The organism is Nonomuraea pusilla, assembly GCF_900109355.1.
Taxonomy (GTDB): Bacteria; Actinomycetota; Actinomycetes; order Streptosporangiales; family Streptosporangiaceae; genus Nonomuraea; species Nonomuraea pusilla.
In genome coordinates this window covers 182,064-208,262 of record NZ_FOBF01000013.1, presented here as the reverse complement: position 1 = coordinate 208,262, position 26,199 = coordinate 182,064, and the positions used below count along the sequence as shown (strand labels likewise).

The 26,199-nt window shown below is 74.1% G+C and carries 25 protein-coding genes; 13 read left to right on the top strand and 12 right to left on the bottom strand.

The window, feature by feature from the left end:
• Window positions 1-5: 5 nt before the first annotated feature.
• Together dnaE and BMX74_RS26080 are read left to right on the top strand one after the other, a co-directional pair.
• On the top strand, window positions 6-3,563 hold the full coding sequence (gene dnaE / locus BMX74_RS26085; protein WP_091103363.1) for a DNA polymerase III subunit alpha: 3,558 nt from the start codon (window positions 6-8) through the stop codon (window positions 3,561-3,563).
• The gene (locus BMX74_RS26080) at window positions 3,560-3,880 is read left to right on the top strand and encodes a DUF6300 family protein (RefSeq protein WP_091103361.1); all 321 of its coding nucleotides are present in this window, start codon (window positions 3,560-3,562) and stop codon (window positions 3,878-3,880) included. The genes dnaE and BMX74_RS26080 overlap by 4 nt, the downstream gene beginning before the upstream one ends.
• A 49-nt stretch (window positions 3,881-3,929) precedes the next feature.
• Here the strand turns inward: BMX74_RS26080 and BMX74_RS26075 are convergent, their stop codons facing one another.
• Window positions 3,930-4,784 carry a PHP domain-containing protein gene (locus BMX74_RS26075; protein ID WP_055502208.1) on the bottom strand — a complete coding sequence of 285 codons (855 nt, stop codon included), beginning with the start codon at window positions 4,782-4,784 and terminating at the stop codon, window positions 3,930-3,932.
• 135 nt (window positions 4,785-4,919) lie between these two features.
• Window positions 4,920-5,381, bottom strand: coding sequence for a VOC family protein (locus tag BMX74_RS26070; RefSeq protein WP_055502207.1), 462 nt, complete (start codon window positions 5,379-5,381; stop codon window positions 4,920-4,922).
• A gap of 89 nt (window positions 5,382-5,470) precedes the next feature.
• Here BMX74_RS26070 and BMX74_RS26065 point away from each other — a divergent pair, with 89 nt between their 5' ends.
• Entirely contained in the window at window positions 5,471-6,523 is a 1,053-nt protein-coding gene (locus BMX74_RS26065) for a helix-turn-helix transcriptional regulator (protein WP_055502206.1), read from the top strand.
• A 55-nt stretch (window positions 6,524-6,578) separates the two neighbouring features.
• On the opposite strand, the gene BMX74_RS26060 is transcribed toward BMX74_RS26065, so the two are convergent.
• Window positions 6,579-7,487, bottom strand: coding sequence for a TIGR03619 family F420-dependent LLM class oxidoreductase (locus BMX74_RS26060; RefSeq protein WP_091103360.1), 909 nt, complete (start codon window positions 7,485-7,487; stop codon window positions 6,579-6,581).
• Window positions 7,488-7,663: 176 nt separating this feature from the next.
• Between BMX74_RS26060 and BMX74_RS26055 the strand changes: the two genes are divergently transcribed.
• The 5 genes from BMX74_RS26055 to BMX74_RS26035 all read left to right on the top strand — a co-directional run bounded on the left by BMX74_RS26055 (window position 7,664) and on the right by BMX74_RS26035 (window position 10,927).
• A complete protein-coding gene (locus BMX74_RS26055; protein ID WP_091103358.1) occupies window positions 7,664-8,032 on the top strand; it encodes a YciI family protein in 369 nt (122 codons plus the stop codon).
• 7 nt (window positions 8,033-8,039) lie between these two features.
• Window positions 8,040-8,378: a YciI family protein gene (locus BMX74_RS26050; protein WP_055502203.1), complete on the top strand. Its 339-nt coding sequence runs from the start codon at window positions 8,040-8,042 to the stop codon at window positions 8,376-8,378.
• Entirely contained in the window at window positions 8,375-9,619 is a 1,245-nt protein-coding gene (locus tag BMX74_RS26045) for an RNA polymerase sigma factor (protein ID WP_256257265.1), read from the top strand. The genes BMX74_RS26050 and BMX74_RS26045 overlap by 4 nt, the downstream gene beginning before the upstream one ends.
• Before the next feature lie 88 nt (window positions 9,620-9,707).
• Window positions 9,708-10,253 (top strand): RNA polymerase sigma factor, encoded by a 546-nt coding sequence (locus BMX74_RS26040; RefSeq protein WP_055502201.1) that lies wholly within the window; start codon window positions 9,708-9,710, stop codon window positions 10,251-10,253.
• Window positions 10,250-10,927 (top strand): hypothetical protein, encoded by a 678-nt coding sequence (locus BMX74_RS26035; protein WP_091103357.1) that lies wholly within the window; start codon window positions 10,250-10,252, stop codon window positions 10,925-10,927. Before BMX74_RS26040 ends, BMX74_RS26035 begins: the two co-directional genes overlap by 4 nt.
• Before the next feature lies 1 nt (window position 10,928).
• Here the strand turns inward: BMX74_RS26035 and BMX74_RS26030 are convergent, their stop codons facing one another.
• From BMX74_RS26030 to BMX74_RS26010, 5 genes are all read right to left on the bottom strand, one after another.
• A complete protein-coding gene (locus tag BMX74_RS26030) occupies window positions 10,929-12,128 on the bottom strand; it encodes a cytochrome P450 (RefSeq protein WP_055502199.1) in 1,200 nt (399 codons plus the stop codon).
• A 242-nt stretch (window positions 12,129-12,370) separates the two neighbouring features.
• Complete coding sequence (locus BMX74_RS26025; RefSeq protein WP_055502198.1) at window positions 12,371-13,555, bottom strand: NAD(P)/FAD-dependent oxidoreductase; 1,185 nt, start codon at window positions 13,553-13,555, stop codon at window positions 12,371-12,373.
• 91 nt (window positions 13,556-13,646) lie between these two features.
• Window positions 13,647-14,585 (bottom strand): LLM class F420-dependent oxidoreductase, encoded by a 939-nt coding sequence (locus BMX74_RS26020; protein ID WP_055502197.1) that lies wholly within the window; start codon window positions 14,583-14,585, stop codon window positions 13,647-13,649.
• A gap of 52 nt (window positions 14,586-14,637) precedes the next feature.
• The gene (locus BMX74_RS26015) at window positions 14,638-15,777 is read right to left on the bottom strand and encodes an acetyl-CoA C-acyltransferase (protein ID WP_091103355.1); all 1,140 of its coding nucleotides are present in this window, start codon (window positions 15,775-15,777) and stop codon (window positions 14,638-14,640) included.
• Window positions 15,774-17,207: a carotenoid oxygenase family protein gene (locus BMX74_RS26010; RefSeq protein WP_091103353.1), complete on the bottom strand. Its 1,434-nt coding sequence runs from the start codon at window positions 17,205-17,207 to the stop codon at window positions 15,774-15,776. The genes BMX74_RS26015 and BMX74_RS26010 overlap by 4 nt, the downstream gene beginning before the upstream one ends.
• 93 nt (window positions 17,208-17,300) lie before the next feature.
• On the opposite strand from BMX74_RS26010, the gene BMX74_RS26005 reads away from it, so the two are divergent.
• On the top strand, window positions 17,301-18,830 hold the full coding sequence (locus BMX74_RS26005) for a class I adenylate-forming enzyme family protein (protein WP_091103352.1): 1,530 nt from the start codon (window positions 17,301-17,303) through the stop codon (window positions 18,828-18,830).
• Window positions 18,827-20,005 carry an acetyl-CoA acetyltransferase gene (locus BMX74_RS26000; RefSeq protein WP_091103350.1) on the top strand — a complete coding sequence of 393 codons (1,179 nt, stop codon included), beginning with the start codon at window positions 18,827-18,829 and terminating at the stop codon, window positions 20,003-20,005. The genes BMX74_RS26005 and BMX74_RS26000 overlap by 4 nt, the downstream gene beginning before the upstream one ends.
• Window positions 20,006-20,063: 58 nt before the next feature.
• Here BMX74_RS26000 and BMX74_RS25995 read toward each other — a convergent pair whose 3' ends face one another.
• Window positions 20,064-20,981: a winged helix-turn-helix transcriptional regulator gene (locus BMX74_RS25995; RefSeq protein ID WP_055502192.1), complete on the bottom strand. Its 918-nt coding sequence runs from the start codon at window positions 20,979-20,981 to the stop codon at window positions 20,064-20,066.
• A 467-nt stretch (window positions 20,982-21,448) separates the two neighbouring features.
• Between BMX74_RS25995 and BMX74_RS25985 the strand changes: the two genes are divergently transcribed.
• Both BMX74_RS25985 and BMX74_RS25980 read left to right on the top strand, forming a co-directional pair.
• Window positions 21,449-21,928, top strand: a complete 480-nt coding sequence (locus BMX74_RS25985) for a hypothetical protein (protein WP_091103347.1) — start codon at window positions 21,449-21,451, stop codon at window positions 21,926-21,928.
• Window positions 21,909-22,238 (top strand): winged helix-turn-helix domain-containing protein, encoded by a 330-nt coding sequence (locus tag BMX74_RS25980; RefSeq protein ID WP_055502190.1) that lies wholly within the window; start codon window positions 21,909-21,911, stop codon window positions 22,236-22,238. Before BMX74_RS25985 ends, BMX74_RS25980 begins: the two co-directional genes overlap by 20 nt.
• Before the next feature lie 122 nt (window positions 22,239-22,360).
• Here the strand turns inward: BMX74_RS25980 and BMX74_RS25975 are convergent, their stop codons facing one another.
• Genes BMX74_RS25975 through BMX74_RS25965 form a run of 3 tightly spaced genes read right to left on the bottom strand, consistent with a single transcriptional unit; the run spans window position 22,361 to window position 25,427 of the window.
• Window positions 22,361-24,151: an ABC transporter permease gene (locus tag BMX74_RS25975; protein ID WP_091103346.1), complete on the bottom strand. Its 1,791-nt coding sequence runs from the start codon at window positions 24,149-24,151 to the stop codon at window positions 22,361-22,363.
• Window positions 24,152-24,156: 5 nt separating this feature from the next.
• The gene (locus BMX74_RS25970) at window positions 24,157-24,897 is read right to left on the bottom strand and encodes an ABC transporter ATP-binding protein (RefSeq protein ID WP_091103344.1); all 741 of its coding nucleotides are present in this window, start codon (window positions 24,895-24,897) and stop codon (window positions 24,157-24,159) included.
• Window positions 24,894-25,427 (bottom strand): PadR family transcriptional regulator, encoded by a 534-nt coding sequence (locus BMX74_RS25965; protein WP_055502187.1) that lies wholly within the window; start codon window positions 25,425-25,427, stop codon window positions 24,894-24,896. Before BMX74_RS25965 ends, BMX74_RS25970 begins: the two co-directional genes overlap by 4 nt.
• Before the next feature lie 270 nt (window positions 25,428-25,697).
• Here BMX74_RS25965 and BMX74_RS25960 point away from each other — a divergent pair, with 270 nt between their 5' ends.
• Window positions 25,698-26,081 (top strand): MarR family winged helix-turn-helix transcriptional regulator, encoded by a 384-nt coding sequence (locus BMX74_RS25960; protein WP_218154057.1) that lies wholly within the window; start codon window positions 25,698-25,700, stop codon window positions 26,079-26,081.
• Window positions 26,082-26,199: the final 118 nt, after the last annotated feature.

The following is a 26,199-nucleotide window of genomic DNA, read 5'->3' as shown; positions in this document are numbered from 1 at the left end:
TGACTTTGGCGGGGTCTTTCGTGCATCTCCACGTGCACACCGAATACAGCATGCTCGACGGCGCGGCCAAGGTCGGCCTGCTGATGGACGAGGTCGCCCGGCAGGGCATGCCCGCCGTGGCGATGAGCGATCACGGCAACGTGCACGGCGCGTACGAGTTCTACCGGAGGGCGCGCGCGGCGGGGGTCAAGCCGGTCATCGGCATCGAGGGCTACGTCGCCCCCGGTTCGCGCCGCGACCGGCGGCCGGTGTACTACAGCGACGACCTCGCGCTGCGCCGCTCCGACGACGCCACCGGCGAGGGCGGCGACGTCTCGGGGCGTGGCCTGTACACCCACATGACGATGTGGGCGGCCGACGCCGCGGGCCTGCGCAACCTGTTCCGCCTGCAGTCGCGGGCCTGGCTCGAAGGACACGTCCAGAAATATCCGCGCATGGACGATGAACTGCTCGCCGAACACGGCCACGGCCTCATCGCCACGACCGGCTGCCCGTCCGGGCAGGTGCAGACCAGGCTGCGGCTCGGCCAGTACGACCAGGCCGTCGAGGCCGCCGCCCGGTACCGCGACCTCTTCGGCCCCGGCAACTACTTCCTGGAACTGATGGACCACGGCCTCCCCGTCGAACGCCGAGTCCGCGACGACCTGCTCAGGCTCGGCCGGCGCCTCGGCCTGCCGCCCCTGGCCACCAACGACTCGCACTACGTCACCGAGGACCAGGCCGCCGCGCACGACGCGCTGCTCTGCGTCGGCACCGGCAAGCGGCTCGCCGACACCGACCGCTTCCGGTTCGGCGGAAGCGGCTACTTCCTCAAACCGGCCGAGCGGATGCGGGCCCTGTGGGACGCCGAGGTGCCGGGCGCCTGCGACAACACGCTGCTGATTGCCGAACGGGTCGGCGACTACGGCGAGGTGTTCGCCCACCGCGACCTGACGCCCCGCTTCCCCGTCCCCGAGGGCGAGACCGAGTCCAGCTGGCTGCGCGAGGAGACCCTGCGAGGGGCGCGCCGCCGCTACGGCGGCCACCCGCCGCGGGAGGTGCTCGACCGGATCGACCACGAGCTGTCCGTCATCGACGCCATGGGGTTCCCCGGCTACTTCCTGGTGGTCGCCGACATCTGCCGGTACGCCAGGGAGAACGGCGTCGGCCTGGGGCCGGGCCGCGGCTCGGCCACCGGGTCGATCGTCGCGTACTGCACGGGCATCACCCAGCTCGACCCGATCGAGCACAAGCTGATCTTCGAGCGCTTCCTCAACCCCGAGCGCGTCACCATGCCCGACGTCGATCTCGACTTCGACGACCGCCGGCGCGACGAGATGATCCAGTACGTCACCCGCAGGTACGGCGCCGACCGGGTCTGCCAGATCGTCACCTTCAACACCATCAAGGCCAAGGCGGCCGTCAAGGACTCCTGCCGGGTGCTGGGCCTGCCCTACGCCCTCGGCGACCGCATCACCAAGGCGTTTCCCGCCGCGGCCGGCGGCCAGGAGATCCCGCTGTCCGCCATCCACGACGAGCGGCACCCGCGCCACGGCGAGGCGGCCGAGCTGCGCCGGCTGTACGAGCACGACCCCGACGTCAGGCGGGTGATCGACACCGCGGCCGGCATCGAGGGGCTCACCCGCGGCACCGGCGTCCACGCGGCCGGGGTGATCCTCTCCAGCGAGCCCCTGATCGACGTGATCCCGCTCGTCAGGCCCAAGGCCGACGGCCCCGTCGTCACCGGGTTCCCCTTCACCCAGGCCGAGGACATGGGCCTGCTGAAGATGGACTTCCTCGGCCTGCGCAACCTCACCGTGATCGGCGACGCGATCGCGAACGTCCGCGCCAACAAGGGCGTCGACATCGACGTCTTCGACGTCCCGCTCGACGACGCGAGGACGTACGAGTTGCTGGCGCGCGGGGACACGCTCGGCGTCTTCCAGCTGGACAGCGGCGGCATGCGGGTCCTGCTGCGGCTGATGCGGCCCACCACGTTCACCGACATCGCGGCCGTGAACGCGCTCTACCGCCCCGGCCCGATGGAGATGAACGCCCACACCAACTACGCGCTGCGCAAGACCGGCAGGCAGCCCGTCGAGCCCATCCACCCCGAGCTGGCCGAGGCTCTGGAGCCCATCCTCGGCGACACCTACCACCTGGTCGTCTTCCAGGAACAGGTCATGGCCATCGCCCAGCAGCTCGCCGGGTACTCGCTCGGCGCCGCGGACCTGCTGCGCCGCGCCATGGGCAAGAAGAAGAAAGAGGTGCTGGACGCCGAGTGGGACCGCTTCTCCGCCGGCATGCGCGGACGCGGCTTCTCCGAGGAGGCGACCAAGGCGGTCTGGGACGTCCTGGTCCCCTTCAGCGGCTACGGCTTCAACAAGTCGCACACCGCCGGCTACGGCCTGGTCTCCTACTGGACCGCCTACCTCAAGGCCAACCACCCCCAGGAGTACCTGGCCGCGCTGCTCACCTCCGTCGGCGACGACAAGGACAAGATGGCCGTCTACCTGGCCGACTGCCGGCGGCTGGGCATCAGGGTGCTTCCCCCCGACGTCAACGCGAGCCGGCTGGACTTCGCCGCCGTCGGCTCCGACATCCGCTTCGGCCTGGGCGCCGTGCGCAACGTCGGGGCGGGCGTCGTGGACGCCGTCGTCGCCACCCGGGAGGCGGAGGGGCCGTACGCCGATCTCAACGACTTCCTCGCCAGGGTCCCCTCCGTCGTCTGCAACAAACGCGTCATCGAGTCGCTGGCCAAGGCCGGGGCCTTCGACAGCCTGGGCCACCACCGCAAGGCCGTGGTCGCCGTCCACGAGCAGGCGGTCGACGCGATCGCCGACGTCAAGCGGAACGCCGCCCACGGCCAGGACTCCCTGTTCGGCGAGCCGGGCCAGCGGAGCGCCTTCCACGTCGCGATCCCTGACGGGGAGTGGGACCAGGCCACCCTGCTGGCCTTCGAACGCGAGATGCTCGGCCTGTACGTCTCCGGCCACCCGCTCGACGGCGCCGAGCACGTCCTCGCGGCGAGCCGTGACACCACCGTGGCCGACCTGCTGGCCTCCGGGCGGCAGGACGGCCAGGCCCGCGTCAGCGGCGTCGTCGCCGGCCTGCAGCGCAAGGTCACCAAGCAGGGCGGCCCGTGGGCGATCGTGACCCTGGAGGACCACGACGCCGCCGTGGAGTGCCTGGTCTTCCCCAAGACGTACGCGCTGTACGGCGAGGCGCTGGCCGAGGACCGCGTGATCTCCGTGCGGGGACGGATCAACGTGCGCGACGAGACGACGAGCCTGTACGCCGAGGAGATCGCCCTCCTCGACGTCTCCCGATCGGGCACGGAGCCGCCCACGGAGCCGCCCGTGGTGCTCTCCCTCCAGGAGGCCCAGCTGAGCCCCCGGCTCGTCCAGGAGCTGAAGCACATCCTGGCGGCCCACCCCGGCCGGGCGCCCGTGCACGTCCGCCTGCGCCGCCGCGGCGCCAGGAGCACGCTGCTGGAGCTCCGGCCCTTCCGCGTCGCCCCGGAGCCCGCGTTCTACGGCGACGTCAAGGCGCTGCTCGGCCCCGGCGCGATCGGCCCGTCGTGATCCGCGGCGGGACCTGCCCGCGCTGCCGCACCGGCGAGGTCCTCGCCGTCCTGCGCCTGCCCCGCTCCTGGACGAACACGTCGGGAAGCCTCGTCCGGGGCACCCGTGACGTTCTGCTGTGCGCCGCTTGCGACGCGGACGACCCCCTCGCCGGGCCGGTCGTCACGTACTTCGCCGTCCACGGGCGGGCGCGGCCGCAGGACGCGGCCCTGCTCGCGGCGTGCCTGCTCCGCTGGATCGCCGGCGCGCGACCGGCGGAGCCGGACGAGCGGGCGCTGCGGGCCGAGGCCGAGGCCTGGCGCCGCGGCGACCTGTGAAGGCGGCGAACGGCGCCCGGCCGCCTTCGTCGCGGGAGGGCGGACCCCGTCAGCGTCGTCTCCAGAAGTCGGTCGGGCGCGCGCCGCCCCGGAACCCGCACGACTCCGCCATCGCGCTCGCCTCCGCGAACCCGCGGGCCAGCGACGGGGGGTCGTGGGCGTCGCTGGCGAAGGTGACGGCCTGGCCGCCCTCCTGGTGCCACCAGCGCACCACCAGCGGGTGCAGGGGCACCCTGGTGTTGATCTCCAGCGCCTTGCCGGCCCGCCCGAGGGCCCGCAGGACCGCGCGGTAGTCGTCCTCGAAGTCGAGGGGATCGTAGGGCTCGGCGTCGGCGGGCCAGTACCGGACCGGGTAGTCGATGTGGGCGAGGACGTCGAAGTCGTCGAACCGGTCGATCAGGGCCAGCGTCTCGGCGAGATGGTCGCGCACCACGGCGGAGGCCGGCCGCTCCCGGTAGAGACCGGAGACGTCCCTGGAGCCGCCGCCGACCGGCAGGCAGTGCACCGACGCGAGCACCCGGTCGAATCCGCCCGTCTTGAGGAGGGCGGCCACCCGGTGGTCGTGCCGGTGGGGTTCGCCCAGCTCGACGCCCGACAGGATCCGCAGGCCGGGGAAGCGGTCGCGGCAGCGGCTCAGGCACTCCAGGTAGCCGTCGAGGTCGAGCTCCGGCGGCGTGAGCACCGGGCCGTTCACCAGGGGCCGCCAGGCATCGGGAACCGTGTCGTCCGGACGCAGGAGCGACGGGGTGAAGTCGGCGTGCTCGGTGAAGGCCAGCGACGGCAGGCCGATCGCGACGGCCTGCTCGCAGGTCCGCTCCATGGAACCGCCCAGGGCGTCCCAGGACCATTCGCTGTGGACGTGATGGTCTGCCGGAAGCGGGTTCGCCGCCGAAGGTGAGGGCAAGGGTGCCGCCTATGCGCCGGGGGGACAGGACACGGGCAGGATCGGTACGTGCGCCGAGACCGATCCTGCCACGGACGGCCCGCCCCCGCGAGGGTCTCCACGAGCGGCGACCGCCCCGGGGCCCGGCGCGCGCCGTCAGTCCAGGCAGAACTCGTTGCCCTCCGGGTCGGTCATCACGATGAAGCCGGCGCTCAGCGGGGGAGCGGGCTCGTGGCGGCGTACGCGCGCGGCGCCCAGCGCGACGAGCCGGTCGCACTCGGCCTCCAGCGCCGCCATCCGCTCCTCCCCCCGCAGCCCGGGAGCCGCACGGACGTCGAGGTGGACGCGGTTCTTGGCGACCTTGTCCTCCGGCACCCGCTGGAAGAACAGCCGCGGGCCCTGCCCGTCCGGGTCCTCGATGGCCGACCGCGAGTTCCGCTCCTCCTCGGGCACGCCGATCCGGGCGAGGAAGTCGTCCCACGCGGCCAGCGGGTCGGCGCCCTCCGCCAGGAGCACGCCGGGCGGGCCGGGATGGACGTAGCCCAGCGCGTCGCGCCAGAAGGACGACAGCGCCCGCGGGTCGTGGGCGTCGAAGGTGATCTGGATGTGGCGGCTCATCGGGCTGCTCCGTTCACGGCGGTTTCGGGTGAGTCCACCCTGCCACCCCAGGCGGACAGGATCGGTCCGCTATCTGGCAGGGTGGCGTCATGGACGTGGCGACGGGCGAGGAGCGGGGCACGACCGAGCGGGTGCTCACCCTGCTCGGGCTGCTGCAGCAGCGCGACGTCTGGACCGGCCCCGAGCTGGCCGGACGGCTCGGGGTGACGCCGCGCACGGTGCGGCGCGACGTCGAGCGGCTGCGCGCGCTCGGCTACCCGGTGCACGCCGCCCAGGGCGTGGGCGGCGGCTACCGGCTGGGCCCCGGCAAGGACCTCCCTCCGCTGCTGCTCGACGACGAGGAGGCGATCGCGACCGCGGTCTCGCTGCTCGCCGGAGCGAGCGGCTCCGGAGCGGGCGGCGCCGTCGCGGGCGCCGGCGACGCGGCGCTGCGGGCGCTGACCAAGCTCGACCGGGTGCTGCCCACCCGGCTGCGGCACGAGGTGCGCGCGCTGTCCGGCTCCGTGGAGTCCTTCGGCGGGGGCGGCACGCCGGTCGACCCCGAGGTGCTCATGATGCTGGCCAGGGCGTGCCGCGACCAGGTCGAGGCCGGCTTCGGCTACCCGTCCGGGGGAGAGGTGCGACGGCGGCGGGTCGAGCCCTACCGGCTGGTCGCCTCCGACCGGCGCTGGTACCTCCTGGCCTACGACCTCGACCGCGACGACTGGCGCACCTTCCGCGTCGACCGGATGACCGGCGTGGCCGCGCGCACCTGGCGCTTCCGCCCGCGCGCGGCGCCCGACGCGGCGGCGTACGTGCAGGAGAGCGTCGCGAGCCGCGTCTACCCGCACCGGGCGCGTTTCCTCGTGCGCGCGCCGGCCCGGACGGTGCGCGCGCAGATCCCGGCGTCGGCGGCGGTCGTACGAGAGCGGGGGAGCGGGCTCTGCGAGGTGCTCAGCGGGGCCGGCAGCCTCGACTCCCTGCTCATGCACATGCTTCTGCTGGGGCACGACTTCGAGGTCCTCGACCCTCCGGAGCTGGGGAGGCGCTGCCACGCGCTGGCGAGGAGGCTGCTGTCGGCCGGCGCCGGGTTCCCGCCGGGGCCGGACGAGCAGCAGGCCTCCCCGGGCACCGGCCGAGACGAGCAGTCGAGCGGTGGCTGAGAAGGCGGGCGCGACGGGCGGTGCCCACTGGGCGAAGCCCGCCCCGCGGGGGCGGTCAGGGGCCGGACACCGGCAGCCCGAGTTTCGCCGCGAGTGCCTCCAGCAGCTCGACCTGCTGCTCCGGGCCGGCGGGCAGGAGGTGGAGTGCCAGGTGCGCCTCGTCGGCGCCGACGGCCGCCGCGCGGTCGAGGTCGCGCAGGACGGCGCTGGTGAAGGCGGCGGGGGAGACCGGGGCGCCGGGACGGACCGGGATGACGTTGACCACGACCGTTCCGGCGCCGCCGGCGGCGCGGTACCAGCCGACCTGCGTGCGGGTGTCGTCCCAGTCGACGGCGACGGTGACGAAGCCGTCGCCGACGCGGGCGGCCCGCTCGACGGTGCGGCGGGTGATCGCGCCGACGAACAGGGGGATCGTGCCTCCCCACGGCTTGGGCCCCACCATGGACGGCGGGATCCGGTAGTGCTCGCCCTGGAACTCCACGGGGTCGGGACCCCAGCAGGCCCGCATCGCCGCCGTGTGCTCGACGAACCCGGCGCCCCTCCGGCCGGCGGGCACCCCCGCGGCGACGAACTCCTCCGGGATGTGGAACGGCGGCAGCCGGGTGCCGCCGCCCTGGCCGATGCCGACGTCCAGTCGTCCGCGGGACAGCCGGTCGAGCGTGGCCAGCCTGCGGGCCAGGACGACGGGAGCATGGAAGATCGTGTTCAGGACGGTGGTGGTCACCCGGATCCGCCGCGTGTGGGCCGCCGCCCAGGTCAGCAGCTCCAGCGGGTCCCAGACGTGGGACTCGGGCAGGCCCGCGTCGTTCCTCCAGTGCGGCCCGGTGGGGATGAGCAGCCGGTCGGTGGCGGACACGGCGTGGAAGCCGAGCCGTTCGGCCGCCCGGGCCACGGCGACGACGGCGTCGGGACCGGCGTGCGGGCCGACGTGTGGCAGGCTGACTCCGATGCGCGGAAGGTTCATCCTGTGCTCCAGTGCTGTCGGTTCGACACGGGACGCCGAGGTCGGGCGCCCCTTCGTCAGGGAGTCGGAGCGGCGGGCGGACATTTGCGGTGCGCCGGCGCAAGGAACCGGCGCCGGCTCCGACTCCATGGTGAACGGCGCCTCACGGGTGCCGCCCCACAACGAAGGAGACGACGGTGAAATTTTTGCTGATCATGCACAACAACCCGCGGATCTGGGACGCGCTGACCGACGAGGAGCGCAAGGAGGTGATGAGCGGCCACGGCACGTTCATGGAGACCGTCAAGGAGTCCGGTGAGCTGGTCAGCACCGCCGCGCTGGCCGACCCGTCGCAGAGCGCCGTGGTCAGGGTCAGGGGCGGCGTCCCCGCCGTGACGGACGGGCCGTACCTGGAGGCCAAGGAGTACCTGGGCGGCTACTACCTGGTGGAGTGCGACAGCAGGGAGCGCGCGCTGGAGCTGGCCGCGCTCATCCCTGACGCCGCCCTCGACGGCGTCGGCGTCGAGGTGCGGCCGGTGGTCTTCGCGGGCGGGATCGACGGCTGAGCACGTCGTGAAGTTCCTGCTGAGTCTCTACCTGGAGCCCTCGGCGCTGCCGGGGGAAGGGCTCGACCACGAGGAGTTCCTGGCCGCGGCCGGGCCGTCGGGCGAACTGGTCGGCGGGCACGTCCTGGCCGACCCGTCCGTCGGCGCCGTCACCAGGGTGCGGGGCGGCGCGGTCACGGTGACCGAGGGCCCGTACCTGACGTCCGCCGACCAGGTCGCCTGCCAGTACGTGGTCGACTGCGAGAGCCGGGAGCGCGCCGTCGAACTGGCCGTCCTGCTGGCGGCCGGTCAGGCCGGCGGCGTGGAGGTGCGGCCGCTGATGAACGCGTCCGGGATGGAGATGTGAGCGCGTCCGAACGCCTGGGTGACCTGCTGCGCGAGCTGGCGCCGCAGGTCCTCGGCGTGCTCCTGCGCCGCCACGGCGGGCTGGAGGAGTGCGAGGACGCCGTGCAGGAGGCGCTGCTCGCGGCGGCGACGCAGTGGCCGGCCGAGGGGCTGCCGGACAACCCGCGGTCCTGGCTGGTCACCGTCGCCGCCCGGCGCCTGGTCGACCAGGTGCGCAGCGAGCAGGCGCGCCGCCGCCGCGAGGCCACGGCGGCGGCGCGCGAGGCGCCGGACGCCGGCCTCGCGCCCGCGCCCGGCGACGAGAGCCCCGGCGACCGCGACGACACGCTCGCGCTGCTGTTCCTGTGCTGCCATCCGGCGCTGACGCCCGCCTCCCAGGTGGCGCTCACGCTGCGCGCCGTCGGCGGGCTCACCACGGCCGAGGTGGCCCGCGCGTTCCTCGTGCCGGAGGCCACGATGGCGCCGCGGATCAGCCGGGCGAAGCAGCGCGTGAGATCGGCGGGCGCGGCGTTCGAGCTGCCGGCGGCCGAGCAGTGGGCCGGACGGCTCGACGCCGTCCTGCACGTCCTGTACCTGATCTTCAACGAGGGCTACACGGCCGGGTCGGGACCCGACCTGCACCGCGCCGATCTCACCGCGGAGGCGATCCGGCTCACCCGCCTGCTGCACCGGTCCCTGCCGGACGACGGCGAGGTCGCCGGGCTGCTGGCGCTGATGCTGCTGACCGACGCCCGACGCCCCGCCCGCACCGGCCAGGACGGCGCCCTCGTGCCGCTGGCCGAGCAGGACCGCGGCAGATGGGACGCCGCCCTGATCGAGGAGGGCGCCGCGCTGGTCACCGCCGCCATGTCCGCCGCGCCCCTCGGCCCCTACCAGCTCCAGGCGGCGATCGCCGCGCTGCACGTCCAGGCGCCCCGGGCCGGGGACACCGACTGGGAGCAGATCCGCATCCTGTACGCGATCCTGTCGCGGATCGCGCCGAACCCGATGGTCACGCTCAACCACGCCGTCGCGGTCGCGATGACGCGCGGCCCCGAGGCGGGGCTCGACCTGCTGCGCACCCTGGACGGCGACCCCCGCATGGCCCGCCACCACCGCCTCCCCGCCGTCCGCGCCCACCTGCAGGAACTGGCGGGCGAGCACGCCGCCGCGCGGGAGAACTACCGCCTGGCCGCCCGGCGCACCACGAGCCTCCCCGAGCGGCGCCACCTGCTGGCCAGGGCCGACCGGCTGGAAGGCTGACCTCCGTCGCCGCCGCCCGCGCGGAAACGCTTCACGCCTCCCGTTCCAAGTACAGGTGAAAGGGCGGACGACGAAGGGAGCGAGGCGAGTGCGCCTCAGTGAAGACCCGGCGGCCCTGGAGGCCTTCTACCGCCGCCACGCCGACGCGATCATGCGGTACGTGGTGCGGCGGGTCAGCGATCCGCAGCTCGCCGCCGACCTGACCGGCGACATCTTCGTCGCGGTCCTGGACTCGGCGCACACCTACGTCAGCGGGCGCGGCAGCGAGATCGCGTGGTTGTACGGCATCGCGCGCAACGTCGTGTCGGGCCATCACCGCTCGTCGGCTCTGGAGGCGAGGGCGGTCAGCCGCGTCGCGGGCCGCAGGTTGATGGACGACGACGACATCGTCCGGATGGAGGAGCGCATCGACGCGGAGCGTCAGCTGCGGGAGGCCCGCCAGACGATGGCCGGCCTGCCGGAAGGGGAGCGGGCCGTGCTGGAACTGGTCGCGATCGACCAGCTCACGGTCGCCGAAGCGGCCACCGCTCTCGGCATCGGGAAGGTCACCGCACGAGTCCGGCTGCATCGGGCCAGGAACGCCCTCAAGGGCGTCGCCTCGGCCCCGGCGGAGTACAGGGGAGCGCAGGCATGAACGACAGGTTCGAGGAGCGACTGATCAGAGCGGTCATGGAAGAGCACGCCAGGAGGGCGGAGGAAGGGGACACCGCCGTCCGGACGCGGGGCGGGCGCGGCGTGAACCGCCGGGCCCTGAGGCTCGGCGCCGTGGTGGCCGGGGCGGCGGCCGTCACGGCCGGGTTCACCGTCTTCGGCGGGGGCGTCACCACGGCGTACGCGGTGAGCGAGCGCGCGGACGGATCGGTGCGGGTGCAGATCAACGCGTTCCGCGACCCCGGGGAGCTGGAGGCCGAGCTGGCCCGTGCCGGGATCAAGGCGGAGATCGACTACCTGCCGGCGGGGAAGGGTTGCCGGCCCTCCCGCGGCGAGCCGGCGGTCGCGGACGGGCAGCTGAAGGTCGGCCGCGGCGAGGACGGCAAGGGGATCGCCTTCGACCTTGGAAAGGGACAGGTGGGGCCGGGCGAGACGCTCGTGCTGGCGGTCTCGGTCGACCCGGCGGGCGAGGACCGGCCGCCCGTCGCGCTGTCGATGCAGGTCGTCAGGGGCCCGGTGGCGCCCTGCGAGGAGACGCCGCTGCCGCTTCCGGACGAGGGACCGGGCGGCCGGCCGGAGACAGGGCACCGCCAGGGCGACGACACGCGCCACGGCGGCTCGGACACCGTCCCCGGCACCGGCTCCTCGACGGGATGAGTCAGCGCAGCGGGAGGCGGCGTACTCCCGTCATGGTCGGCGTGGGCATGAACTCCACCGGGTCGTCCGGGTCGGTGCGCAGCCGGTCGGACCGGTCGAGCAGGATGTTCAGCGCGACCCGTCCCTCCAGCCGGGCGAGGGGGGCGCCCAGGCAGAAGTGGATCCCGCGGCCGAAGGCGAGGTGCGGGTTGGGGTCGCGGCCCGGATCGAAGACGTCGGGGTCCGGGAACTGACGGGGATCCCGGTTGGCCGCCCCGAGCCAGATCATGAGCAGGCGGTCGGCCGGGACCGTCACGCCGCCCAGCTCGACCTCGCGCGTGGTGGAGCGGCTGAGGGCGGCGAACGGGGTGAGGAAGCGCAGCGACTCCTCGATGACGGCCGGGACCGAGGCGCGGTCGGCTCGGACCCGGTCCTGCACCTCGGGGAACGCGTCGAGGCACAGCACCGTGTTGCCGAGGAGCATCGTCGTGGTGACGTGTCCGGCGAGCAGCAGGACGATCGCGAAGTTGACGACCTGGTCGTCGGGGAGGCGTTCGCCGTCCACCTCGGCCTCGACCAGCCTGGTGAGCAGGTCGGCGCGCGGCTGCCGCCTGCGTTCCGCGGCGTGGGCGGCGAGGTAGCCCGCCATCTCCTTCCACGCCTTCAGCGCGTCCCGCGCGTCCGCCTGCTGCTCGGCGGCGGTCCTCGACAGCGAGATCTTGGTGTCGCGCTCGAACATCGCGTCGGCCCACTGCTTGAACAGGACGCGGTCGCCGCCGGGCACCCCGAGCAGCTCGGCGATGACGGTGACGGGAAGCGGGTAGGCCAGGTCGGCGACCAGTTCGAGGCGTCCCCGTTCGCGGGCCGCGTCGAGCAGCTCGTGGGTGAGCCGCGCGATCCTCGGCTCCAGATCCGCGACGACCTTGCGGGTGAAGGCGCTGCTGACCAGCTTGCGCAGCTTGCCGTGCTCCGGCGGGTCGATCTGGGTGATGAAGCCCGCCAGCGAGAAGTCCTCGCTGTCCGGCATGAGGTCCTTGGGGATCACGCGCATGACGTCCGAGGAGAACGTCGCGGGATCGCCGAGGACCTCGTGGAGTTCCGGGTAGCCGTAGACGTTCCAGATGCCGGTGCCGGCGTCGTACTCCACCGGCGGGCCCGAACGCCCTCCGCGCAGCCAGAAATGCTGCTCGGGGATGTGATACCGCTCGACGATGCTGGTCATCGCCTCTCCCTTGGTCGTGGGCCGGTGCCGGGTGAGCAGGCCCGGCCGGAACGCGGACCGGTGGTCCAGGTCAGGCGGTGGCGCGTGGCGTCCCGGCTCCCGTCCGGCTGCCACGCGCGACCGTGTTGACCGCGGTCTTGCTGACGCCGAGGCCCGCCGCCGGATAGGTGAGGGACCCCGGTGCGGCGTACCTCACGAAAGCTACGCCGCCTTCCGGCTCCGGGCAACGACCCCGCGGGTGGTCACCGGGTGGCGGAGGCGGCCGGCCCCTCAGGTCGTGGGCCGCCCTTGGGCCAGATCAGGGAGCCCGGCCTGCGGGCCTCGCGGCGGATCTTCCACACCCCGAGCCTGCACGTCAGCTCCTTGTACGCCGCGCTCACGCGTCCGCCGACGTAGACGTTCACCGCGGTGTCGTCCTTGCGGGCGAGCTGCCGCATGGCGGCGCGCCGGCCGAGGCTCACACACGCCCCCGAGAAGGCGAGCCTGATGACCGCGGGTTCGGTTCCCGCGATGCGGCTCAGCACGGTGTCGGCGGCCTGCGCCCCGAGCGGCCCGGCGGCGTAGCAGCTCATCCGCAGCGGCCGGCCCGAGGGCGCGGCGGCGTCCCCGGCCGCGACGACCCGGTCGTCGTCGAGGCTCGTCAGCGTCTCGTCGGTGAGCAACCGGCCGAGCTCGTCGGTGCGCAGCCCGCTCGCGGCCGCCAGCCCCGGCACGCCGAAACCCGCCGCCCAGACGGTGAGGGCGCTCGGACGCGCCGCGCCGGAGGCGAGGACGACCGCGTCCGGCCGGACCTCGGTCACGGCGTCGGCCTGGAGCACGGCGACACCGTGCCGCGACAGCCAGCCGGCGACGTAGCGGCGGCCCGGCGCGCTGACCGAGGGCGCCAGGGTCCCGCCGCACACCAGCGTGACCCGGCGTCCTCGTCCGGCCAGTTCGGCGGCCGTCTCGATGCCGGTCAGCCCGCCGCCGACCACGGTGACCGGGGCGTCGGCGGGCAGCTCGTCCAGCCTGGCGCGCAGCCGCCGCGCGGACTCCAGCTCGGCGACGTCGAACGCGAACGCGGCCGCGCCGGGCACCGACGACGGGACGGCGCCGGTGCTGCCGACCGCGTAGACGACGTGGTCGTAGTCCAGCGCGCGGCCCGACGCCAGCCGCACCGCGCGGGCGGCGGTGTCGATGCGCGTGGCGCTGTCGACCACCAACCGGACGCCCTCGCCCAGCAGCGTGCCGTAGTCCGCCGTGGCCTCGCCGGTGCCGGCCGCGAGCTGGTGCAGCCGGACCCGTTCGACGAACTCCGGGCGGGGGTTGACCAGGGTGACGTCGACGTCGCGGCGCGTCCGCAGACGGTTGGCCGCGAGCGCGCCGGCGTAGCCGCCGCCGATGACGACGACCTTGTGGGGCGTGGGCTGCGAGGGCTGCGTGGACATGGCGAGGGTTCCCTTCTCGATGGCGTCTCACCAGTCCGACACCGCGACGCCGCCGAATGTGAGGCGGCGCGGCGACCGCGGGGGCGGCCCCTCAGCGGGCGGCGAGCGATGCGAGGGTGGCGGCGCCGCCCGGGTCGCGGTCGGTGCCGACCGGGACGACCGCCACCTCGTCCACCCCTGCCGCCGCGTACGCCGCCAGCTGCGCCCGCGGGTCCCCCAGCAGGGACACCGACGCCACGAGCTCGTCGGGGACGGCGGCCAGCAGGTCGCGCGGGTGCGGCCGGGTACGGGCGAACGCGACGACGTCGCCGAACCCGGCCTCGGCGAACATCTCGCCGTAGCCGGGGGCGGGCAGGTAGCCGACGACGGCGCGGCGGACGCGGTCGACGGCCTCGCGGTCGGGGTCGGCGGCGGCCGTGACCCAGGCGGTGACGGGCACGTCCGGGTTGACGGCGCGCAGCCGGGCGGTGAGCCGCGCGGCGGAGGCGGGCGTGACGAGGTTGAGCACCATGCGGTCCGCCGAGGCGGCGGTGCGGACGGCGGAGGGCCCGAAGGCGGCCACCGCGAGCCGGGAGCGGGGGGCGGGCAGGCGCAGGCGGTAGCCGGTGCTGCTCACGCAGGCGCCGGTGAAGCCGGATCTGTCGCCGTCGAGGAGCGGCCGCAGCACCTGGACCGTCTCGCGCAGCGCGGTGGCGGATCTGGCGCGGGAGCGGCCGTGCCAGCTCTCCACGACGGTCGGGCTGGACGTGCCCACGGCGACGTCGACCTGCCGGCCGGTGAGCGAGGCGACGGAGGCGGCGCCCATCGCGATCATCATGGGGTCGCGGACGGCCACCGCGAGCGGGCCGACGGTGAGCCCGATCCGGGCGGTGGCCAGGCCGATGGCGGTGGCCAGGGCGAAAGCGTCGTACGTGGCCATCTCGCCGACCCAGAGCGTGGGGTAGCCCAGCTCGTCGGCGGCGCGGGCGGTCAGCAGGGCCTCCTCGGCCGGGCGGTCCTGCCACAGGCCGAGGGACACGGACAGGTTCATGCGCGCTCCCACAGGACGGACACGTTCATGCGGTCCAGCGGCACGGGCGGGTTCACACGCGCTCCAGCAGGACGGCCGATCCTGAGCCGGCGGCGCCGCTGACCGCCGCGACGCCGTAGCGGGCGCCACGGCGGTGCAGCTCGTCCACGCAGGCGGCGATCAGGATCGCGCCGGTGGCGCCGAAGGCGTGACCCATGGCGATGGTGCCGCCGTTGACGTTGAAGCGGTCGTCGCCGACCCCGAGGTCCCGCTGGAACTTCAGGCAGAGCGCCGCGAAGGCCTCGGCGAACTCGAAGACCTCGACGTCGTCCGGCGACAGCCCGGCCTCGGCCAGCACCCGTTCGACGGCGAGCTGCCCGGCGGTGAGCATGGTGACGGGGTCGCCGGCGGCGGTGGCGGTGCCGGCGACGCGGGCCAGCGGCGGCAGGTCCAGGTCGCGGCCGACGAGCACGAGGCCGGCCGCGTCGCAGAGGCTGGGCGAGGTGCCGCGGGTGTGCAGGTGGCGGACGGCGTCCAGCTCGGGCAGGTGCCTGAGGACGATCTCGTCCTGCTCGGGCGTCCCGGCGAAGGCGGGTTCCATCGCCGCGAGCGCGGCGGGCGTGGTGCCGGGCCGTACGTGCTCGTCGTGGGCGAGGCCGCCGGCCGGGACGAGCGAGCGGGCGTGCCGGCCACCCGCCCAGGCGTCCGCCGCGAGGGTCTGGGTGCGCACCCCGTACGCGTCGAGCTCCTCGCGGGTGAAGCCCTCCAGGGTGGCGACGGCGTCGGCGGCGACGCCCATGTGGAGCGAGCCGACGGGCAGCGACCACAGCGGCCCGCGGTCGGAGAACATGGGGACGCGGGAGACCGACTCCACCCCTCCCGCGACCACGCAGCGGCCCGCGCCGGACGCGACCAGCGCGGCGGCGGCGCGCACGGCGTCGATGCCGGAGGTGCAGTAGCGGTTGAGCGTCATGCCGGGGGAGTCGAAGCCGGTGGTCAGCGCGGCGGTGCGGGCCAGGTTGCCGCCCTGGTCGCCGTGCTGGGTGGCGCAGCCGACGAGCAGGTCGTCGGCCCCCCGCAGCCCGGTGCGTTCCGTGAGGGCGGCGAGCAGGCCCTCCAGCATGGCGAGCGGCGTGACCCCGGCCAGGCCGCCGCCGGGGCGGGCCTTGCCGCGCGGGGTCCTGACGCACTCGTAGACGTAGGCGTCGTTCATCGCAGCTGCTCCGAGCGGATCCAGGTGGCGTGGAAGCCGAGCGGCACCCGCTGCGGCAGCAGCACGCGGGCGACCGGCCCGTCGGAGATCCGCGACGCGTCGAGGATCTGGACCTCGGAGCGGTCGGCGGCCGCGTCGGTGACGAAGCTGACGAGGTAGCCGTCGTCCTCGCCGGTCGAGCCGTCGCGCGGGGCGAACGGGGCCTCGCTGCCGTAGACGCCGGGGCCGTAGGACCAGGTCTCCTTGGCGCCGGTGACGTTGTCGTAGCGGACCAGGCCGTCGAAGAGGTTGGTCTCGGCGTCGGCGACGGAGACGTTGTAGGCGTAGCGGGTGCGGTAGCCGGTGGAGCGGGCGTCGATGGAGGGGAACTCGGTGTTGTGGTCGGCGTCCACGTACTCCTCGGACGTGCGTCCGGTGCGCAGGTCGAAGCGGTAGCGGTACATGCGGGCGTCGAGCTTCAGGTAGGAGATCATCCGGGAGAGCGGCGAGCCGGCGCCGTGCGGCGCGGGGCGGGAGACGCGGCACACGTCGAGGACGATCTCCTCGCCCTCCTCCCAGGCGTTGACGACGTGGTAGATGTAGCAGGGCTTGGCGTCGAACCAGCGCACCTGGTGGCCGCGCCTGGCGATGACGCCGAAGCGCGAGGGCAGCTCGCGGTCGAAGGTGAGCTTGTAGCGGCCGTGCCGGGCGGCGTCGAGGTCCTGGTAGAGCGGCAGGTCCATGAGGATCGCGTGGTTCTCGGTGATCGCCATGTCGTGGGGGAGCCTGGCGCCCGGCAGGTCCAGCTCGACGCGGTGCTCCACCGTGCCCGACCGCCCGACGACGCCGTAGCGCAGGTACGGCGGGCGCGGCCCGTAGTCGAACCAGAACAGCTCGCCGGTGCGCTCGTCCACCTTGGGGTGGGCCATGAAGTCGCCGTTCAGCGTGTCGAGGAAGGTGTCGGCGCCGAGCGTCTCCAGCGAGAGCGGGTCGAGGCTGTAGGGCGTGCCGCACAGGTACCAGGAGGCGAGGACCCTCCCGCGGTGGAAGATCACGTCGGTGTTGGCCGTGTCCTTGTACGGCAGGCCGCGCGCGTTGCCGAACGGGTTGCCCTCGGGGTTCTCCATGACGCCCGTCCACAGGGCCTTACCGGCGGCCGACTCCGCCTCGAAGGCGCGGGTGCGCACCCAGCGGTTGCGGTAGCGGGCCCTGCCGTTCTCGAAGTGCACGGCGTGGACCATGCCGTCGCCGTCGAACCAGTGGTAGCGGCCCTTCACCGGGTGGCGGGCGTTGGGCCCGTTGCGCAGGTACACGCCGTTGAGGTCGGCGGGGATCCGCCCGATCACGGTCAGCTCGTCGGCGGTGACCTCGGCCTGGACCGGGGCGTAGACGCCCAGCAGGTACGGGTTCCGCTCGCCCGACTCGTCCATCATCACGACACGTTCGGCCATGGCCGGAAACTACGATAAGCGAAGTCAGCTGTCAACGATTGACGACCTGGCTTCGGCTTTCGTAGTGTGCGCCCATCACCGATGGGAGCCGCGATGACGCATTCCGCCGATCGGATCGCCCGCTACACCGCCGAGGGCTGGTGGACGGGCGACACCATCGACCAGCTGCTCAGGGCCCAGGTGGCGGCGCGTCCCCGCGCCACGGCCATCGTCGACCCGCCCGACAAGACGATCGGGCCCCCGAAGCGGCTGACCTGGGCGCGGCTCGACGCCGAGGTCGACAGGGTCGCCGGCGTGCTCCACGCGCGCGGCGTCGGGCCCGGCGACGTCGTCGCCGTGCAACTGCCCAACAGCGTCGAGCTCGCCGTGATCTTCCTCGCGACCGTGCGGCTCGGCGCGACCGTCACGCCCTTCCCCGTGCAGTACCGCGCGTACGAGCTGGGCCTGCTGCTGCCGCTGTCCGGCGCCACGCTGCTGGTCACCGGGCCGCAGTCGCGCGCGCCCGAGGGCACGCCGACGCTGTCGTGGCCCGCCGACCTGGAAGGCGTCACCGCGGCCGAGGCGCCGAGCCGCACCGCGGACCCGGCCGAACGGGTCACGATCTGCTGGACCTCCGGCACCGAGGCCACGCCCAAGGGGGTGCCGAGATGCCACTACGACTGGCTGGCCGTCGCCGCCATCTGCGCCGCCGCGCCCGGCCTGACCGCCGGCGACGTGATACTCAACCCGTTCCCGATGGTCAACATGGCCGGCATCGGAGGCGTCCTCCTGCCGTGGCTGCGCACCGGCGCGACGCTGGTCCAGCACCACCCCTTCCACCTGCCCACCTACCTGGCGCAGATCGCCGACGAGCAGGTCACCTACACCCTGGCCCCGCCCGCCCTGCTCACCCTCCTGCTGCTCCAGGGCGTGACGGTCCCGCCGTCGCTCACGAGGATCGGCTCGGGCTCCGCGCCGCTGCCGCCGTCCATGGTCAAGGGCTGGCAGGAGCGGCACGGCATCGCCGTCATCAACTTCTTCGGCTCCAACGAGGGCGTCACGCTGCTCTCCGACCCCGAGCGCATGCCCGACCCCGAGGTACGCGCCCGCTACTTCCCCCGCCCCACCGTGCCCGGGGTGCGGGTCAAGCTGGTCTCGCCGGACGGCGTGGAGGTCACCGAGCCCGGTATCCCGGGGGAACTGCGGCTCAGCGGGCCCACCGTCTTCGCCGGGTACCTGCCCGGCACCGCGGCCGTCGAGCCGTTCGACGAGGAGGGCTACCTGCGCACGGGCGACCTGTTCGAGATCGCCGGCGACCACGGCCAGTACCTGCGCTACGTCGACCGCGCCAAGGACATCGTCATCCGCGGCGGCATGAACATCGCCCCGGCCGAGCTGGAGGCCCTGCTCGCCGGCCACCCCTCGATCGCCGAGGTGGCCGTCGCCGGCTACCCGGACGAGGTGCTGGGGGAGAAGGTCTGCGCGGTCGTCGTCCCCCAGGGGGAGATCTCCCTGGAGTCGGTGGTCGCCTTCCTCCGCGACAAGGGCATCGCCTCCTACAAGCTCCCCGAACGGCTGGAGATCGTGGACGCGCTGCCCAGGAACCCCGTCGGAAAGATCCTGAAACGGGAGCTGAAGCTGTGATCCGTGTCCTCGGCGGCTACCAGACCGACTTCGCCCGCTCGGGCGTGGGCCTGTTCGACCTGCTCCAGGAGGCCTGCCTCGGCGCGCTCGCCGCGGCCCGCGTGCCCCCGGAGGACGTGCAGGTCGCCCACGTCGGCAACCTGGCCGGCGAGCTCTTCGCCGGCCAGGCGCACCTGGGCGGCATGGTCGCCGCGGCCCACCCCGCGTGGGCCATGCTCCCCACGTCGCGGCACGAGGCCGCCTGCGCCTCCGGCTCCATGGCGGTGCTGGCCGCCATGGCCGACCTGGAGGCGGGGCGGTACGACGTGGCGCTCGTCGTGGGCGTGGAGCTGATGCGCAACGTCGGCGCCAAGGAGGCCGCCGGGCACCTGGGCTGCGCCGCCTGGGCGGGCCGCGAGGCGACCTCGGCGGACTACCCGTGGCCCGCGCTGTTCGCCGAGATCGCCGACGAGGTGGACGCCCGCCACGGCCTCTCCCACGAGCACCTGGCGCGCATCGCCGAGATCAACCACGGCAACGCGCTGCGCAACCCCCTCGCCCAGACCCGGTCGTGGACGTTCCCCGAAGGCTGCTTCGGCGAGGACGACACGCTCAACCCGATCGTCGAGGGACGGCTGCGCAAGTACGACTGCGGGCGCATCACCGACGGCGCCGCCGCCGTCGTGCTCGCCTCGGGCCGGTACGGCGGGCGCGGCCCGGTCGTCTCCGGCTGGGGGCACCGCACGGCGCCCCTGCCACTGAAGGACAAGCTGGCGGTGCGCGAGCCGTACCTGTTCCCGCACCTGCGGCAGGCGGCGCTCGACACCTACCGGCGCGCCGGCCTCGAAGGACCGGCCGGCGTGGACGTGATCGAGACGCACGACTGCTTCACCGTCACCGAGTACGTCGCCCTCGACCACCTCGGCCTGACCCCGCCCGGCGAGTCGTGGCGGGCGATCGAGTCCGGGACGATCGACTTCGGCGGGAGCCTGCCGGTGAACCCGTCGGGCGGGCTGATCGGCCTCGGCCACCCCGTGGGCGCGACCGGCGTGCGCATGCTGCACGACGCCGCCCGCCAGGTGTCGGGCACGGCGGGCGCCTGCCAGGTGCCGAACGCCCGCACCGCGCTGACCCTCAACATCGGCGGCAGCTGCACCACGGTCGCGCTGTTCGCCGTCACCTCCGCCGACGACTGACAGCGGCGGCCGGCGACGCCGCTGACCGACGGCTCCTTCGTCACCGGGCGCTCGCGCGTCATGCCGTCGCGTCGCGCTCCGGCAGGGCGAAGCGCACCCGCGTGCGGCTGACCGCCTCGCCGCAGGAACGGCAGCGCAGGCAGGGACGGAACGGCAGGCCGCACGCCCGGTGGGTGATGCGCAGGTCCGTGTCGGGCGGGCCCGTGTACCACCGCTGCGCCCAGTCCACCAGGAAGGCGAAGATCCCGAAGAAGTCCAGGCCCTTGTCCGTCAGCCGGTACCTCGGCCGCGCGCCCGGCTCCTCCACCTCCAGCACGCCGAGGTCGGTGAAGCGCCGCAGCCGGTTCGACAGCACCGACGGCGCGACTCCCAGCTCCGCCTGGAAGTCGGCGAAGCGCCGCAGCCCCAGGAAGGCCGCGGCCAGGATCACCGTGCTCCACCTGTCGCCCAGCACCTCGAAGGTCTCCGGGAGGTACGACAGCGGGTCGGCCTCGCCCCTGACCGTCCTGCGGTGCAGGCGGGGCACGGTGACCTGCGCGAACGTCGCCGCGCCGCGGACCGTCTCGGTGTCGCGCGCGGTCACCCCCGCGCGGCCGCAGCTCGCGCAGCCCAGCTCCACGTCGGTGCGCCTGCCGCAGCCGGTGTGGGTCAGCTCGGGCAGCCCGTGCCGCCTCGGCACCCACCTGCGCTCCCACGACCAGATCTCCACCAGCACCGGCCACAGCTCCACCGCCCGCTCGGTCAGCAGGTACTCGGTGCGGGTGCGGCCCTCCTCCCGGTACGGCGCCGGCTTCAGCAGGTCGCCCGCGACCATCTCCTTCAGCCGGTTGGCCAGCACCGACTCGGACATGCCGAGCTCGTCGCGCCAGTCGGCGAAGCGGCGTACCCGAAGGAGGAACGCGCGCTGCAGGATCAGCAGGGTCCACTGGTCGCTGACCGCGAGCAGCGCCCGCCCGATCGCGCTGGGACCCTCCACTCCTCGCTCCTCCATCCGGTTGGCTTTCGCCATGAGAGTACCGGCGATCCAGCGTCTCCGATCTCCCCGGCGAGCGCGGCCGCGACGCGCTCCTGGCCTTCCGGGGGGCGGCCCCGGCCCCACCTCCCGCGGGGTGGCGGATGACTCCGCTGACCGCCTTCCACGCGAGGACCGGCGCCGACGTCCACGCCGACCACTGGGAGGTCCATCCCGAGGCCGAGGAGCTCGTCTCCCTGCCTCATCGGGAAGATGCGCCTCCGCCTGCGGCCGGAGCGGCCGGGACAGCGGGAGGAGGAGATCAGGCTGACGGCGGGAACCGCGGCCGTCGTCCCGCGCGGGCGCTGGCACCGCGTCGAGCTGGACATCCCCAGCGACGTCCCGGTCGTCACCCTGCCCCGTACCACTTTCCTGTCGGGAAAGAAGATGGTACTTTCCTCTTGGGAAAGTAGTCGACCACGGGGTGGCACATGAATCCGCAGGATGCCCAGTCTTCGCTTGATCAGATCCGCGCCTTTCAGGACAGGACCCGAGAGGAGATGGTCCGCAAGATCCTTCCCTGGCCCTTCGTGATCGTCTCGGCGCTCGGGCTCCTGGGCGTGTTCGCGTCGATCGATCTCGAATTGCCCTGGAGATCCGTCGCTCTGGGGCTGGGGCTCGCCGTGTACATGGGCTCGGGGCTCCTGAGCTCGTTCCGGGTCGCCGTCCACCCGAAGCCCAGGGGTGTGATGATCGCCATGCTCGTCGTCATGACGCCCGCCTACTTCATCGCCTTCGTCATCGGCAGGGTCGCCGGCTTCGCCTTGTTCGGTCTGCCGGCGCACGGGCTGCTGTCGCAGGCCATGGTCGGCGCCGTCTTCGCGGCCGTGGTGTACATCGCGATCACGCCGCTGATCCGCCGGATCGTCACGTCGATTGCGCTGCAGGCTGATGGACCCCCAGTTCGATGAGTTCCTGCACGTGCCCGCGCGGCTGTCGGTGGTCGCGCTGCTGGCGCCGGCCGACTGGGTCGACTTCGGCTTCGTCAGGGACACGATCGGCACCAGTGACTCGGCGCTGTCCAAGCAGATCTCCGCGCTGGCCGGCGCCGGGTACGTCGAGGTGTACAAGGGGCAGGACAAGCGGGCCCGGCGCACCTACGTGCGGCTCACCCCGGAGGGGCGGCAGGCGTTCCAGCGGCACGCGGCGGCGCTGGAACGGATCGTCGCGCTCTCCCGGATGACCGCGCCGGAGGCGCCGCCCCCGGCCGAACCCGGGTGACCGGCGAGAAGGGCGTGCGGGACGGCCGCTCCCGGGGTCCGGAGGCCTTCCTCCTGCCATGACACCGGGGAGGACGCCGGGCTGCCGGCGCGACACCGGCGGCAGGAGGACCCTGACGCGGTTCAGGCCGTTTCTGCGCTGAGTGCCTGCGCCACCGGCCGGCGGGCCGCCAGGCGCGCGGGCAGGGCGGTCAGCGCCGCCGTCACCAGGACGGTCGCGAGCGCGGCGCCGAGCAGCCAGGCGGAGGGGGGATCCGCCGCGTTCGGGGCGGCGAAGAGCGAGAGCAGGCCGATGCCCAGAGGGATGCCGATGAGGGCGCCGGGCAGGCCGGGCAGGAGCTGGGCGGCGGACAGCCCCGCGGTGATCTGGGCGGGGGTGGCGCCGAGCGTACGCGCGACGGCCATGTTCGCCCGCGCCTCCATGGCGGTGGTCCAGGTGAGCGTGACGGTGTTCACGACGGCGAGGGCGATCAGCAGGATGGTGACGGCGAGCATCAGCCCGCGGTCGTGCTCGCCCCGCAGGTTGGGCAGGACCGAGGAGCCGTCCAGGCCGTAGCCCCTCTCCGGCTGGGCGTGGAGGGTCAGCAGGGCGGCGATCGCGATCACGCTGGTGGCGGAGGAGCACGCCTGCAGCACGGCGCGGCCCGGCCGGCGGGCGGTCAGCCGCAGCCCGAGCAGCAGCGGCGTGGGCAGCAGCGCGGACAGCGCGGTGAGCCAGGGCCGGTGACGGGGCTGGTGCGCGGTGGCCGTCAGCGCCGTGACGGTCGCCGTGCGCATGGCCCGCAGGGTCGGACGCAGCGTGGACAGCACCGCCACCGCCACGGCGAGGACGGTCGCCGCGACGACCGTGGCGCCGTCGGGGCCGGCCGCGTCGCCGATCCGGCTGGCGGTGGGGCTGGCGATGGCCGGCATGGCCAGGTGGGCGACCATCAGGCCCAGCGCGTCGGCGAGCAGCGCCAGCGCCAGGTACTCGGTGAACAGGACGGCGGTGATGAGGCCCGGGGTGGCGCCGACGGCCTTGAGCAGCCCGGCCCGGCGCGTCTGCTCGACGGCGCGTCCCGCGGCCAGCGCCGCCACTCCGGTGATGGCCAGGAAGCTGAGCAGCCAGCTGCCGACGACCAGGATCGGCTGGGCGTCCCTGAGGATGACCGTGTCCTGCTCGGCTTTGAACTGCCAGGGCTGGAAGGTGACCCTGATGCCGAGGCCGCTGTGGGCGTCCATGAAGGCCTCGGTCGCGGCCGGGTCGCGCAGCTTGAGGTCGATCGCCGAGGTCACCGGGAGATCGTGGGAGGCCGCCAGTCTCCGGGCGTCCGGCCGGGTCATCCAGGCCAGGCCGCTGTAGTCGCTGGGGCCGCCGCCCGGGCCGATCTGCGCCGCCCAGGGGTAGATGGAGGTGGCCGCGGTGACGGCGATCCCGACGACGGGGTACGACCGGCCGGCGATGGTGACGCGGTCGCCGACGCCGACGCCCAGCGCGGTGGCGAAGCCGCGTTCGAGGACGGCGCCGCCGGAGCGCACCCAGCGACCCGAGGTCACCAGCGGACGGTCGACCGCGCCGGGCGTCTCGGCGAAGCCGTGCACCACCACGGGGGACGAGGTGGAACCGCGTGCGGTGAGGGTGGCGTAGACGATGCGGTAGGGGCCGTGGTGGGCGACCACCTCCGGATCGTCCGCCAGTGAGGCCAGGGCCGAGGTCACGGCGGGGCCCGTGTCGCCGGAGAGCGCCACCACGTCCGGCCCGGCGGTGGCCGCGCGGGTCTGCTCGTACAGCGCGTCGCTCACGCCGCGCAGGGACAGGCCCAGGGCCATCGTGGCGGTGGCCACGGTAACCGCGAGCAGGAGCATCGCGGCCTGCACCCGGTGCCGGCGCACGTCGGCCAGCACCAGGCGCACGACGAGCACGATGGAGCCCATGACGTTCAGCCCTCCAGCCCGATCAGCCCGCCGAGCCCGCCCGTGTGGGAGCCGGCCAGCCGGGTGTCGTCGACGAACAGCCCGTCGCGCATCGAGATCAGCCGGTCGGCGGTGGCGGCGACCCGCTCGTCGTGCGTGACGATCACCAGGGTCTGCCCCGCTGAACGCAGGTCCTCGAAGATCCTCAGCACGTCGAGCGTCGCCGCGGTGTCGAGGTTGCCGGTGGGCTCGTCGGCCAGCACGACCAGCGGGTCGTTGGCCAGCGCGCGGGCGATGGCGATCCGCTGACGCTGCCCGCCGGACAGCTGCGACGGCAGGTGCCGGGCGCGATCGGCGAGGCCGACCCGGTCCAGCAGCAGGCCCGCGCGCCGCCTGGCCTCCCGGCGCGAGCGCCCCGCCAGCAGCACGGGCAGCTCCACGTTCTCGGCCGCCGACAGCTCCGCCACCAGATGGAAGGCCTGGAAGACGAACCCCACCGACCGGCGGCGCAGCCGCGCCAGGGCCCGCTCGCTCAGCGTGTCGATGCGCCGGCCGGCCACCCACACCTCGCCATCGGTGGGCCGCTCCAGGCCGCCCAGCAGGTGCAGCAGCGTGGACTTCCCACAGCCGCTCGGCCCCATCACCGCCAGCATCTGCCCCTGAGGCACCTCCAGGTCGACCTCGTCCACCGCACGGACCCTGCTCTGCCCCTGACCGTGGTCCTTCACCAGGCCGCGAGCCCGTACCACGCCACCTGACACGTTCATCCACCCTCGACTTCGTGATCGACCTCGGACCAGGCCCGCTCGCAGGCCGCCAGCCAGCGCAGGTCCGCCTGCAGCCGCAGCACGACCCCTTCCAGCAGCAGACCGGCGCCCGACCCCGCGGGCTCGGCCAGCGCCGCCCGCTGCGCCTCGCGCAGGCGGCGCAGCAGCTCACGGCGCTGCGCCGCCACCAGCTCGACCGGGTCGGCGAGGCGGGCCGCGGCGGCGGCGACGAGCTTGAGATGGAACTCCGCGAGGTCCGGCTTCGGCCATCCCACCTCGGCCAGCCACGCGGCCACCCGCTGCTGCCCGGCCGGCGTCAGCGCGTAGACCTTGCGCTCCGGCCGCTCGGGCAGGCCCTCGGCCCGTTCGCAGACCACCAGCCCGGCCTTCTCCAGCCGGGCCAGGGTCACGTAGATCTGGCCGGGGTTCATCGACTCGCCCAGCGGGCCGAGGCTCTGCCTCAGCCGGACGCGCAGGTGGTACCCGTGCGCCGGCTCCTTGGCGAGCATCGCCAGCACCGCGTCCTGCATCCCACCCCCCTAACGGCTAGCCAATAGATAGCGGTTAGCCGTACGGGTGTCAAAGCGCCGCGGGCTCCCCGGCGCGCCCGCGCGTCATCGTCGCTGTGGTGCCGCCGGGGATCCGGGCAGGTGGGGAGGTGCGTACGGAGACAAGTCATCAGCAGAGGTGATGTTTCTGGTATTGCCGGAGTCTTTGATCTCCGTCATGTCCCGCGTCCAGCGCCTCGTCCGGGGCAGGCCGCGGCGCGGCGTGACCGGCCCCCGCTGCGCGGTGCCCAGGTGGAGCTCCTGCGCCTGGTCGCCTCCACCCCGGGCATCGGCGTCTCGGCCGCCGCCAAGGGGCTGTACCTGGCGGGGAACTCCGTGTCCACCCTGGTGAAGCAGCTCACCGCCGCCGGGCTGCTGCGGCGCGAGCCCGGCCGCGACGACCGCCGGTCCGCGCGGCTCCCGCTCACCCTGCAGGGCGAGGCGCGGCTGCGCGACTGGCGCGAACGCCGGGCCGCGCTGGTGCGAACGCCGGGCCGTGCTGGTGCGAACGCCGGGCCGTGCTGGTGCGCGCGCACGTCGCCGGGGCTCGGCGAGGCCGACAGACAGGCGCTCGCCGCCGCCGTCCCCGCGCTGCGCGGACTCGCCGACAGCCTGCGGGAGGAGGCCGCGCCATGACGCCGCGCCGGCCCGTGACGGCAGGCCCGACCGGAAGCCGTCCCACGACCGGTGCGCCGGGCCGCGGCGGACCCGATGGCCGTGCGCCGCCTGCTCGGCCGCGGGACCGGTGCGCCGG

Bases quoted from the DNA above. Each gene is read 5' to 3' on its own strand.
- BMX74_RS26070 (WP_055502207.1), bottom strand. From the start codon at position 5,381: ATGAGCCGCCACATCCAGATCACCTTCGACGCCCACGACCCGCGGGCG.
- BMX74_RS26065 (WP_055502206.1), top strand. From the start codon at position 5,471: ATGGACGTGGCGACGGGCGAGGAGCGGGGCACGACCGAGCGGGTGCTC.
- BMX74_RS26060 (WP_091103360.1), bottom strand. From the start codon at position 7,487: ATGAACCTTCCGCGCATCGGAGTCAGCCTGCCACACGTCGGCCCGCAC.
- BMX74_RS26035 (WP_091103357.1), top strand. From the start codon at position 10,250: ATGAACGACAGGTTCGAGGAGCGACTGATCAGAGCGGTCATGGAAGAG.
- BMX74_RS26030 (WP_055502199.1), bottom strand. From the start codon at position 12,128: ATGACCAGCATCGTCGAGCGGTATCACATCCCCGAGCAGCATTTCTGG.
- BMX74_RS26025 (WP_055502198.1), bottom strand. From the start codon at position 13,555: ATGTCCACGCAGCCCTCGCAGCCCACGCCCCACAAGGTCGTCGTCATC.
- BMX74_RS26020 (WP_055502197.1), bottom strand. From the start codon at position 14,585: ATGAACCTGTCCGTGTCCCTCGGCCTGTGGCAGGACCGCCCGGCCGAG.
- BMX74_RS26015 (WP_091103355.1), bottom strand. From the start codon at position 15,777: ATGAACGACGCCTACGTCTACGAGTGCGTCAGGACCCCGCGCGGCAAG.
- BMX74_RS26010 (WP_091103353.1), bottom strand. From the start codon at position 17,207: ATGGCCGAACGTGTCGTGATGATGGACGAGTCGGGCGAGCGGAACCCG.
- BMX74_RS26005 (WP_091103352.1), top strand. From the start codon at position 17,301: ATGACGCATTCCGCCGATCGGATCGCCCGCTACACCGCCGAGGGCTGG.
- BMX74_RS25985 (WP_091103347.1), top strand. From the start codon at position 21,449: ATGAATCCGCAGGATGCCCAGTCTTCGCTTGATCAGATCCGCGCCTTT.
- BMX74_RS25980 (WP_055502190.1), top strand. From the start codon at position 21,909: ATGGACCCCCAGTTCGATGAGTTCCTGCACGTGCCCGCGCGGCTGTCG.
- BMX74_RS25975 (WP_091103346.1), bottom strand. From the start codon at position 24,151: ATGGGCTCCATCGTGCTCGTCGTGCGCCTGGTGCTGGCCGACGTGCGC.
- BMX74_RS25970 (WP_091103344.1), bottom strand. From the start codon at position 24,897: ATGAACGTGTCAGGTGGCGTGGTACGGGCTCGCGGCCTGGTGAAGGAC.
- BMX74_RS25965 (WP_055502187.1), bottom strand. From the start codon at position 25,427: ATGCAGGACGCGGTGCTGGCGATGCTCGCCAAGGAGCCGGCGCACGGG.